The organism is Streptomyces sp. NPDC048106 (assembly GCF_040706415.1).
Lineage (GTDB): Bacteria > Actinomycetota > Actinomycetes > Streptomycetales > Streptomycetaceae > Streptomyces.
The window spans coordinates 1-10,403 of the sequence record NZ_JBEZND010000063.1; the positions used below are offsets into that span (position 1 = coordinate 1).

Consider the following 10,403-nt stretch of genomic DNA (forward strand, 5'->3'; position numbering starts at 1 on the left):
CGGCTGGCTGCACACCTACAATCACCACCGCGGACACACCGCGCTGAAAGGCCAACCACCCGCCAGCCGCGTCCCCAACCTCACGGGTCAATACAGCTAGGGCTGGGCCAGGGCTGGGCTGGGCTGGGGCGTGCTTCGAAGGTCCCGCCCGGCCCGGCTCATTCGCCGAGGCCGGCCAGGTCGCGCAGTCGGCGGCCCTGGGCGGCCCGCTCGGCGGCCCGCTGGTCGTCGTACGAACGGCCGGCCGCGCCCTTGAGCAGCGCCTTGGTCTCGACGACGGCGTCCCGCGGCGCGGCCACGAGCGCGGCGGTCAGGTCCCTGACGGCACCGTCGAGGTCGGCTGCCGGCACCGCCAGGTTCGCGAGGCCCGACGCCACCGACTCCTGCGCGCCGACGAAGCGGCCGGTCACGCAGATCTCCAGCGCGCGGGCATACCCGACCAGGCCGACCAGCGGATGCGTGCCGGCCAGGTCGGGGACGATGCCGAGGCTGGTCTCGCGCATGGCGAACTGCACATCGTCGGCGACGATCCGCAGGTCGCAGGCGAGCGCCAGCTGGAACCCGGCGCCGATGGCATGTCCTTGGACGGCGGCGACGGACACGAGGTCATTGCGCCGCCACCAGGTGAACGCCTCCTGGAATTCCGCGATGGTCGCGTCGAGCCCGGCATCGTCACGACGCGCGAGATCGGTGAAGGTCGGCTCGCCCGGGATCCCCTCCAGGGTGAACATCTGCCGGTCCAGCCCGGCGGAGAAGGACTTGCCCTCGCCGCGCAGCACCACGACGCGGACGGAGCCCGGCAGCAGCCGGCCGACCTCGGCGAGCGCCCGCCACAGAGCGGGGCTCTGGACGTTGCGCTTGGCGGGGTTCGTCAGCGTCACCGTGGCGAGCGCGTCGTCGACGGTGAGCCGTACGCCGTCCTTGTCGAGTACAGGAGCGAGGTCCTGGTCGGGCGTGGCCATGGGGCGCCTCCGATGGGTGCGGTCAGCGAAGCGGAGCTAAGTGACTGCACAGTAACCACCCGGCCGGTCGGTACGCCGACCGGGTGGCCACCATCGAAGCCGATGGCCGCCCGGAGTCAGGACGAAGCGGCCTTCTTGCCCCGGGTCGCTCCGCCACGCCCACGCAGCGTGACGCCCGACTCGCTGAGCATCCGGTGTACGAAGCCATACGAGCGGCCGGTCTCTTCGGCCAGTGCTCGGATACTCGCACCGGAGTCGTACTTCTTCTTCAGGTCTGCCGCGAGCTTGTCGCGCGCGGCGCCGGTCACCCGGCTGCCCTTCTTCAGAGTCTCGGCCACCCGTGCCTCCTCATGGGAAGTGCGCTCTGGTCTCCTCATGATCACCCCTCCGGGGCGTGATGGCCACCCATTCGGCAAGGTCGGTGAGACATCGTTGTGACGACAGGAGCGGACCCCCACAAGCGGAACGCCCTATTCCAGGGTCTTCCGCCGTCGGGGCCGAACGAGTGGATCCGCGAAGTGCCAGGTCAGGGACGCGCCACGGCCGACCCCTTGCTGGACAAGGGATCGGCCGGGAAATCGGTGTACGACACACCCTGATATGAGGAGATCTCACACAGATGATGGATCACGGCTCGGCCGAATGATCCATACTCAGTGGATCAGACTTTCGATCACGCCAGGGCGACGAGGTCCGCGTAGTCGGAGCCCCACAGGTCCTCGACGCCGTCGGGCAGCAGGATGATCCGCTCGGGCTGGAGCGCCTCCACGGCGCCCTCGTCGTGGGTGACGAGGACGACCGCGCCCTTGTAGGTGCGCAGCGCGCCGAGGATCTCCTCGCGGCTGGCGGGGTCGAGGTTGTTGGTCGGCTCGTCCAGCAGCAGCACGTTCGCGGAGGAGACCACCAGGGTCGCGAGCGCGAGGCGGGTCTTCTCGCCGCCGGACAGGACGCCCGCGGGCTTGTCCACGTCGTCGCCGGAGAACAGGAACGAGCCGAGCACCTTGCGGACCTCGACCAGGTCCATGTCCGGGGCGGCCGAGCGCATGTTCTCCAGGACCGTGCGCCCGGGGTCGAGGGTCTCGTGCTCCTGCGCGTAGTAGCCGAGCTTGAGGCCGTGGCCGGGGACGACCCGGCCGGTGTCGGGCTGCTCGACGCCGCCGAGGAGGCGCAGCAGGGTCGTCTTGCCCGCGCCGTTGAGGCCGAGGATGACGACGCGGGAGCCCTTGTCGATGGCGAGGTCGACGTCGGTGAAGATCTCCAGCGAGCCGTACGACTTCGACAGGCCCTCGGCCATCAGCGGGGTCTTGCCGCAGGGCGCGGGCTCCGGGAAGCGGAGCTTGGCGACCTTGTCGGACTGGCGCACCGCATCGAGGCCGGAGAGCAGCTTGTCGGCGCGGCGGGCCATGTTCTGCGCGGCGACGGTCTTGGTGGCCTTGGCGCGCATCTTGTCGGCCTGCGCGTTCAGGGCCGCGGCCTTCTTCTCGGCGTTGGCCCGCTCGCGCTTGCGGCGCTTCTCGTCGGCCTCGCGCTGCTGCTGGTAGAGCTTCCAGCCCATGTTGTAGACGTCGATCACCGAGCGGTTGGCGTCCAGGTAGAACACCTTGTTGACGACCGTCTCGACCAGTTCGACGTCGTGGGAGATCACGATGAAGCCGCCGCGGTAGGTCTTCAGGTAGTCCCGCAGCCAGATGATCGAGTCGGCGTCGAGGTGGTTGGTCGGCTCGTCCAGGAGCAGGGTGTCCGCGTCCGAGAACAGGATGCGGGCCAGCTCGATACGGCGGCGCTGACCGCCGGAGAGGGTGTGCAGCGGCTGGCCGAGCACCCGGTCGGGCAGGTTCAGCGCGGCGGCGATGGTGGCGGCCTCGGCCTCGGCGGCGTACCCGCCCTTGGTGAGGAACTCCGTCTCCTGGCGCTCGTACTGCTTCATCGCCTTGTCGCGGGTCGCGCCCTTGCCGTTGGCGATCCGCTCCTCGTTCTCGCGCATCTTGCGCAGCAGGACGTCCAGGCCGCGCGCGGACAGGACGCGGTCGCGGGCGAGGACGTCCAGGTCGCCGGTGCGGGGGTCCTGCGGGAGGTAGCCGACCTCGCCGGAGCGGGTGATGGTGCCGGCCGCGGGGACGCCCTCGCCGGCCAGGCACTTGGTGAGGGTGGTCTTGCCTGCGCCGTTGCGGCCGACGAGGCCGATGCGGTCGCCCTTCGTCACGCGGAAGGTGGCGTTGTCGATGAGGATGCGGGCGCCGGCGCGCAGCTCGATTCCGGTGGCGGAGATCACGGACAGACTCCTGGGCGTACAGAGGTTGGCAGGTGGGCGGCTGAGGACGTTCCCGCCGTCTAATGCGCGAGGAGAATGGCCATGGGAGAAGTCTAACGGGGCCGTGCAAGCTGTTTTCCCGGGTCCGCATCGCCGGGCGGCGGGCCGGGGAGAACTTCCGTGGACGGGAGGAGTGATCCGCATGGCGGGAATGGGTGGGGGACGGCCGGGCATCTGCCCGACGCTGCTGTACGCGGACGCGCAGGCGGCGATCCGTCAGCTCACGGAGGGCCTCGGCTTCACCGAGCTGACGGTGTACGAGGCGGCGGGCGGCAAGGTGCTGCACGCCGAGCTGGTCCAGGGCAACGGCGCGGTGATGATCGCCTCCAAGGGCCGCGGCGGCCCGTTCGACACGGCGATGAGGCACGCGGGGCCCGCCGGGGTGTACGTGGTGGTGGACGACGTGGACGCCCACCACCAGCGGGCCGTGGCGCACGGCGTCGAGATCCTCGTGCCCCCGACGGACCAGGACTACGGCTCGCGGGACTACCTGGCCCGGGACGTCGAGGGCAACCTGTGGAGCTTCGGGACGTACGCGCCGGAGATCGGGGTCTGAGGCGCCGGCGGGCGCGGGTCCCTCACCCGCCGGTGTGCACCTGGAACGCGGCCCGGCGCACGGCCTTGGCGAGGGCCGGGTCGGGGTGGGCGGCGGCGAGGGCGACCAGGACCTGCACGGTGCGGGGGTGGCCGACGGCGCGGACCTCGTCGAGCAGCCGGGGCACGGTGGGCTGGACCGCGGACTCCAGGTGCCGGACCAGCATCGGCGCCTCGCCGTGGTCGGCGACGGCCGCGGCGGTGTCCACCCACAGCCAGGTGGCCTCCTCGCGGGTGAGGACCTCGTGGGCGTCCTCCGGGTCGAGGCCGTCGTGCTCGGCGAGCCACAGCAGGGCGTACGGCCGCAGCGTCGGCTCGTCGACCACGGCGCGTACGTCGGGCTCGGCGGGCGCGCCGACCACGCGCAGCGCCTCGAAGGCCAGCCCGCGCAGCAGGGCGTCCTCGCCGCGCGCGGCGTCGATCAGCTCGGAGACGGCGCTGCCGACGGTGCGGGCGGCCAGCCAGGCCCGGTACTCGGCGCGGGCCGCGTTGGGGCGGAGCTGGGCGCAGCCGCGCAGCATGTCCTCGGCGGACTGCTCGATGTTGCCGGCCGGGCTCTGGGCGGCCACGCAGATCTGCTCCAGCTTGACCCACACCGCCCAGCTGCCCAGCGGGGTGAGGGTGGCCTGGCCGGCGTCGCAGGTGAGGGCGCCGACGTGGGCGAGGGCCGCCAGCGCCCAGTCGAGGAGCGGGGCGAGGGAGGCGGGCGGGGCGTCCGGGCTCCCGGCGGGCTCGGCGGGGGGCTCCGCGCCGGACTCGTAGGGGACCTCGCAGCGTTCGGTGCGCAGCTCGGTGACCCGCTGCTGGAGCAGGTCGAGCAACTGTTCGACCGGGACGGGGCCGGCGGACAACTGGAGGAAGGAGAGCACCTGCGGCATGGCGGAGACGGTCTCCGCGACGGCGGCCGGCTCGTGTCCCTCCGGTTCGGGGAGGGCGAGCGACCAGGCGTCGAAGAGGGCGACCCAGCCGCGCAGCACGGCGCTGTCGTCGCGGTCCCAGGCGCGCAGCCGCCAGCCGGGGCGCGCGCTGTCCCCGTGCACCTCGACCAGTCCGGCCAGGCGTGCGGTGTCCCAGTCGGCGCGGACCTGGCCGGAAGTGAGCCCGAGGTCGGCGGCGGCGCGGTCGGCGGTGGCGGCGGAGAGGGTGGCCTTGCCGTCGGCGGTGGCGGCGTCACGGCCGGGGCCCAGGGCGTTGTCCGCCCAGCGGGCGACGCGGACCGCGCCGGCCAGCCCGGTGCGGGCCATTCTGGCCAGCTCGGCGGCGGCGGGGGTGCCCTCCGGCGGCCGGGGTGCGGGGCGGCGCGGGCGCCGCTGGTTCACAGCTCTGGGGGCGGCGGCCAGGGGTCGAGGTCGGACGAGTCGGAGCCTGGAGTCGCGCGGGATACGGGACGTCACAGGGGCAGTCTTCCGGTTGACGGTCCGAAAACCCAAACGGAATGTCACGGCGGGCGACGGGGCTGGCCAACGCACCGGGTTCCACAGGGGGTGCGTAGACGACTTTCGGCCAACCGCACGACCGCAACCGGAACGGCGGTGACCGCTCGGGACGCGTCCGGTGCGCCCCGGCGTGCGCCGTCACACCAGCGGGGTCAGGAAGCGCCGTAGCCGCTCCTCGTACGCCGCGGGGTCCGGGTTCCACATCGCCGCGTGCGGGGCGTTCGGCACGGTGTGCAGGGCGACGCGGTCGGGGCGGCGCGCGGCGAGCAGCCGGGAGAACTCCCAGGGGGCGACCAGGTCGCCGGGGCCGTGGATGATCAGGGTCGGGGCGGCGAGCCGCTCGGGGTCGGTGATCTCGGCGACCCGGTCGGCGTGCAGGCCGGCGCGGCCCTGGGCGGCCCGCACCGCGAGCGGCAGCAGCGGCGAGGGGGTGCGCCGGGCGCGGGCGAGGGCGCGCAGCGTCGCCTCCCAGCTCAGCACCGGCGAGTCGAGGACCAGCCCGGCGACGCGGTCGCGCACGGCGGAGTGCTCCGCGGCGCGCAGCGCCATGGTGGCGCCGGTGGACCAGCCGAGCAGGAGGACGCGGCGGGCGCCGTAGCGGACGGCGTAGCGGATCGCCGCGTCCACGTCGCGCCACTCGGTCTCGCCGAAGTGGTTCAGGCCGTCCGCGGGGCGGGGGGCGCCGAGGTCGCCCCGGTGGGCGAGGGCCAGAACCGGAAGGCGGCGGGCGCGCAGGAAGCCCATGAGGTTCATGACGTGCTCGCGGGTGGTGCCGAGGCCGTGCACGGCGATCACCCAGGTGTCCCGGTCGCCGGGCAGGAACCAGGCGGGCAGCGAGCCGAGTTCGCCGGGCACGTCCACGTCGGCGTGGTCGAGGCCGAGCGCGGTGCTCGGGTTGCCGACGTACAGGTTGGGGGTGAACCAGACGGGGTCGCCGGGCGCGAGGGTGCCGTGCGTCACGCGCTCCAGGCGGCGTACGACGGTGTCGGCGGTGTGCCGTGCCGTCTCCAGCACGGGCCCCACGACCGCGTGCGAGCCGTCGCCCGCGAGGCCGTAGGTGCCGGGGCGCAGCGAGGCCAGGTCCCGGGTGAGGGTGAGCTGCCCGGCCGCCGCGTCGTGCACGGTGAGCCGCGGCTCGGTGGGCAGCGGCCCGCTGCCGGTCGCCTTCAGCGCGACATCGCTGGCGAGCCGGCCGGCGGCCACGGATGCCAGGCCGGCGGCCACGGCGGCGGTGACCGCGGCGGCGGTCGCTTTGAGGGGGCGCACGGGACCAGTGTCACGGGGGGTGCGGCGCCCGGCCAGTGGAGAGGCGGACCGGGGTGAAGGAGACGAAGGGAATGAAGAGGACGAAAGGAATGAAAGGAACGAGGGGTGCGGGATCGCGGCCGGGCCGCGGTTCGGGAAGCTGCGGGGCACGGGTCACCTCCGTTGGCCGTATCCCTTCAAGCGTTCCCCGGCCTCGGCGAGTTGTGCCTCCGTCAGCAGAGACGGGGTCAGGCCCGGGACGGAGGAGGCGGTCAGCCACAGGCGGCACATCCACTCCAGCTGGGCGGTGCGGTCGTAGGCCTGGTCGAGGGTGGCGCCGTAGGTGAGGGTGCCGTGGTTGCGCAGGAGGCAGCCGGAGCGGCCGTCGAGGGCGCGGAGCATGTGCGCGGCCAGCTCGTCGGTGCCGTAGGTGGCGTACGGCGCGACGCGCACGGGTCCGCCGAGGGCGGCGGCCATGTAGTGGACCAGCGGCAGCTCGGAGACCAGCATGGAGACCGCGGTGGCGTGCACGGCGTGGGTGTGGACGATCGCGCGGGCGTCGGTGGTGCGGTAGACGGCGAGGTGCATGGGCAGCTCGCTCGTCGGCACCAGCGAGCCGAGCACCTGACGGCCGGTGAGGTCCACGCCGGTGATGTCGTCCGGGGTGAGCCGGTCGTAGGGCACGCCCGACGGGGTGACGAGCACCACGTCCCCGACGCGTGCGGAGACATTGCCCGAGGTGCCGACGACCAGCCCGTCGGCGACGCTCCGCCGCGCCGTCGCGACCAGTGCCGCCCACCGCTGCGCCGCTTCCTCGCGCACTTCTCCGCCCGTCTCCCGCAGCTTCGAGGTCATGTCCGCGATCCTGCCAGCCGCCCCTACCCCATAGGGCGCGGTCGCCGCACTTCTGTCCGAGTCTCGGAACCCCCAAAAGGGTTCATATCGCACCAGACACCATGAATCTGCGCCAATTCGCCGAGCGTCCGCCCTTGAATGAGCCCTCCTTGCCCGCCGGGCGACCTGGTCGTCCGTCACCCCGGGGAGTTGGCACATGGCCCGTGACCGCACTCACCTCCGCCGCCGCGCCGGCGCCCTCGCGGCGGCCGCCGCGGCGCTCGTCCTCACCTGCGCCGCCGGCGCCTCGGCGGGTCCCCCGGGCCGGCCCGCGAGCCGGCCCGGGGGCCACGACGTCTCCTCCCACCAGAGGCGCGTGAACTGGCCGGCCGCCCAGGCCGGCGGGGCGCGCTTCGTCTACGTCAAGGCGACCGAGTCCACGCACTACCACAACCCCTATTTCCACCAGCAGTACGACGGCGCCCGCGACGCCGGCCTGATCCGCGGCGCCTACCACTTCGCGCTGCCGGACGAGTCCTCCGGCGCCAGGCAGGCCAGGTACTTCGTGGAGCACGGCGGGGACTGGCGGGCCGACGGCTGGACGCTGCCGCCCGCGCTGGACATCGAATACGACCCGTACCGCGCGAGGGACAAGTGCTACGGCCTGAGCGAGAGGCGCATGACGGCCTGGATCTGGTCCTTCAGCGACGAGGTTTTGCGCGAGACCGGCCGCCGCCCTGTGATCTACACCACGGACCAGTGGTGGAGGCTGTGCACCGGCGACAGCCACGCCTTCGCCTCCCGCCACCCGCTGTGGGTCGCCCGCCACGACGCCTCGGAGCCGGGCTCGCTGCCGGGCGGCTGGCGGCACTGGACCTTCTGGCAGTACGCCACCTCCGGCCGGCTGCCGGGTGACCAGAATCTCTTCCGCGGCACCTTCGGCAGGCTGCGGGCGTTCGCGGCGGGCTGGTAGCCCAAGGGGGCTCTGGGCACGTCCGCTCCGGGAGGGACAAGCGGAGTCCCGCACCCCCGATGCGGACACCCTCGTGCCCGCCTCAGTTCATCTTCCGTTCACCCAGGTTGCCTACGTTCATCCGGACACCGACCTCGAACGATTGCCTGGGTAAATGGAAAGCTTCTCGCTGATCCTCGCGATTGTGGTGGTCACCGCACTCGCGTTTGATTTCACGAACGGTTTCCACGACACCGCGAACGCGATGGCCACCACCATCTCCACAGGCGCCATGAAGCCGAAGCTCGCGGTAGCCATGTCCGCCACCCTCAACCTGGTGGGGGCCTTCCTCTCCGTGGAGGTCGCCAACACGATCTCCAAGGGTCTCGTCGACGAAAGCGGCATCCGTCCCGAGGTCATCTTCGCCGCCCTGGTCGGCGCGATCCTCTGGAACCTGCTGACCTGGCTGGTGGGCCTGCCCTCCAGTTCCTCGCACGCCCTGATGGGTGGTCTGATCGGCGCCGCCATCGCCTCCGCCGGGTTCGACGCGGTGCACGGCGGGGTGCTGGTCACCAAGGTGCTGCTGCCCGCGGTCGCCGCGCCGGTCGTGGCGGGCATCGCGGCACTGGTGGCGACCCGGTGCTCCTACGGCATCGGCGGCAAGGCCGAGGGCGAGGCCACCCGCAAGGGTTACCGCGCCGGCCAGGTCGCCTCCGCCGCGCTGGTCTCCCTCGCGCACGGCACCAACGACGCGCAGAAGACGATGGGCGTCATCACCCTCGCGCTGATCGCGGGCGGCGCCATCGCCCCCGGCTCCAACCCTCCCACCTGGGTGATCCTCTGCGCGGGCCTGGCCATCGCGCTCGGCACCTACATCGGCGGCTGGCGCATCATCCGCACCATGGGCACCGGCCTGACCGACCTGGAGCCCCGTCAGGGCTTCGCCGCGCAGACCAGCGCCGCGACCGCCATCCTGGCCTCCTCGCACCTCGGCTTCTCCCTCTCCACCACCCACGTCGTCTCCGGCGCGGTGATGGGTTCGGGTCTGGGCCGCAAGGGCGGTGTGGTCCGCTGGTCCACCGCGACCCGGATGGCCGTCGCCTGGGTGCTCACCCTGCCGGCCGCCGCGCTGGTCGGCGCGGGCGCCGAGGCCGTCACCGAACTCGGGGACTGGGGCACCGCCGTGGTCGCCGTCTTCCTGGTCGCCGCGAGCGCCTGGATCTACAGGCTGTCCCGGCGCGAGGTCATCGACCACACCAACGTGGTCGCCGAGGGGAGCCCGGAGCCGTCCGGTGTGGTGACCACCGCCATCGCCGCGGTGACCCCGCCCCCGGCGGGCGCGCTCACCGACGGCCTGACGGCCACCATCCCGGCCCCGGCCACCGACCCGACGGCCCCCGCCGCCTCCGCGGTCCCGCCGGCCGCCACCGTCTGATCCCGAGCCCCGCTCACCGAGCCCCGTTCACCAAGGAAGCGTTCCCATGAAGATCGACTGGGCGGCCATCGGCTCCGTCTTCGGCGTCAGCCTCGCGTTCACCGTGGGCCTGGTGGTCCTGTTCACCCTCGGCGTCAACGGCCTGGCCCGGCGCGAGAAGGCCGCGGCCGAGGGCGGCTCCGCCACGCTCGCCGTCACCGGCGCCTACGTCTGCTTCGCGGCCTGCGCCGCGGCGGTGGCGTACGGCATCGTCCTGATCCTCGCCAAGTCCTGAGCCCGGGGCCCGCGAGGCCCCCTCAGGTCCCCCGAGACCCCCGAAGGCTCCCCGCCGCCACCCGCGGCAGGGGAGCCTTCGGCATGTCCGGCCACCCCCCTGATGTGGGAATCTGCACACTCCCGCAGGTCAACGGCAAGTTGACGGTTCTTCCGGGAGCGTGGTGGACTGCCTGGGCCATATACGGCAGCAGGAGAGGAAGCCGGTGCGAATCCGGCGCGGTCCCGCCACTGTCACCGGGGAAGAACCCCCCGGAAGCCAGGAACTCTCGCCGCCGGATCACGTCGAACCAGGGCGCGGACACCCTGAGTGAGGACACATCGCCATGCTCGGCTGCCGAAGGACCAGTACCCGGACCAC

Annotated in this window: 10 protein-coding genes and 1 riboswitch; of the genes, 4 read left to right on the forward strand and 6 right to left on the reverse strand. The window is 72.8% G+C overall.

Annotation, left to right across the window (positions count from 1 at the left end):
* Positions 1 to 158: 158 nt before the first annotated feature.
* The 3 genes from AB0927_RS38285 to AB0927_RS38295 form a co-directional block, all read right to left on the reverse strand.
* Positions 159 to 962, reverse strand: coding sequence for an enoyl-CoA hydratase/isomerase family protein (locus AB0927_RS38285; protein WP_366672469.1), 804 nt, complete (start codon positions 960 to 962; stop codon positions 159 to 161).
* A gap of 116 nt (positions 963 to 1,078) precedes the next feature.
* Positions 1,079 to 1,300 carry a helix-turn-helix domain-containing protein gene (locus AB0927_RS38290; protein ID WP_004002281.1) on the reverse strand — a complete coding sequence of 74 codons (222 nt, stop codon included), beginning with the start codon at positions 1,298 to 1,300 and terminating at the stop codon, positions 1,079 to 1,081.
* Positions 1,301 to 1,635: 335 nt separating this feature from the next.
* The gene (locus tag AB0927_RS38295) at positions 1,636 to 3,234 is read right to left on the reverse strand and encodes an ABC-F family ATP-binding cassette domain-containing protein (protein ID WP_366672470.1); all 1,599 of its coding nucleotides are present in this window, start codon (positions 3,232 to 3,234) and stop codon (positions 1,636 to 1,638) included.
* A gap of 181 nt (positions 3,235 to 3,415) precedes the next feature.
* On the opposite strand from AB0927_RS38295, the gene AB0927_RS38300 reads away from it, so the two are divergent.
* Positions 3,416 to 3,829, forward strand: a complete 414-nt coding sequence (locus tag AB0927_RS38300) for a VOC family protein (protein WP_366672471.1) — start codon at positions 3,416 to 3,418, stop codon at positions 3,827 to 3,829.
* 22 nt (positions 3,830 to 3,851) lie between these two features.
* On the opposite strand, the gene AB0927_RS38305 is transcribed toward AB0927_RS38300, so the two are convergent.
* The 3 genes from AB0927_RS38305 to AB0927_RS38315 all read right to left on the reverse strand — a co-directional run bounded on the left by AB0927_RS38305 (position 3,852) and on the right by AB0927_RS38315 (position 7,403).
* The gene (locus AB0927_RS38305; RefSeq protein WP_366672493.1) at positions 3,852 to 5,111 is read right to left on the reverse strand and encodes a hypothetical protein; all 1,260 of its coding nucleotides are present in this window, start codon (positions 5,109 to 5,111) and stop codon (positions 3,852 to 3,854) included.
* A gap of 330 nt (positions 5,112 to 5,441) precedes the next feature.
* Positions 5,442 to 6,569, reverse strand: coding sequence for an alpha/beta fold hydrolase (locus AB0927_RS38310; RefSeq protein ID WP_366672472.1), 1,128 nt, complete (start codon positions 6,567 to 6,569; stop codon positions 5,442 to 5,444).
* Positions 6,570 to 6,722: 153 nt separating this feature from the next.
* Positions 6,723 to 7,403 (reverse strand): class II aldolase/adducin family protein, encoded by a 681-nt coding sequence (locus AB0927_RS38315; RefSeq protein ID WP_366672473.1) that lies wholly within the window; start codon positions 7,401 to 7,403, stop codon positions 6,723 to 6,725.
* A gap of 196 nt (positions 7,404 to 7,599) precedes the next feature.
* Between AB0927_RS38315 and AB0927_RS38320 the strand changes: the two genes are divergently transcribed.
* The 3 genes from AB0927_RS38320 to AB0927_RS38330 all read left to right on the forward strand — a co-directional run bounded on the left by AB0927_RS38320 (position 7,600) and on the right by AB0927_RS38330 (position 10,043).
* The gene (locus AB0927_RS38320) at positions 7,600 to 8,355 is read left to right on the forward strand and encodes a lysozyme (RefSeq protein ID WP_366672474.1); all 756 of its coding nucleotides are present in this window, start codon (positions 7,600 to 7,602) and stop codon (positions 8,353 to 8,355) included.
* Between the two features lie 154 nt (positions 8,356 to 8,509).
* Entirely contained in the window at positions 8,510 to 9,769 is a 1,260-nt protein-coding gene (locus AB0927_RS38325) for an inorganic phosphate transporter (RefSeq protein WP_366672475.1), read from the forward strand.
* 46 nt (positions 9,770 to 9,815) lie between these two features.
* On the forward strand, positions 9,816 to 10,043 hold the full coding sequence (locus tag AB0927_RS38330) for a hypothetical protein (RefSeq protein WP_366672476.1): 228 nt from the start codon (positions 9,816 to 9,818) through the stop codon (positions 10,041 to 10,043).
* 147 nt (positions 10,044 to 10,190) lie between these two features.
* Positions 10,191 to 10,334, forward strand: a riboswitch (cobalamin riboswitch).
* Positions 10,335 to 10,403: the final 69 nt, after the last annotated feature.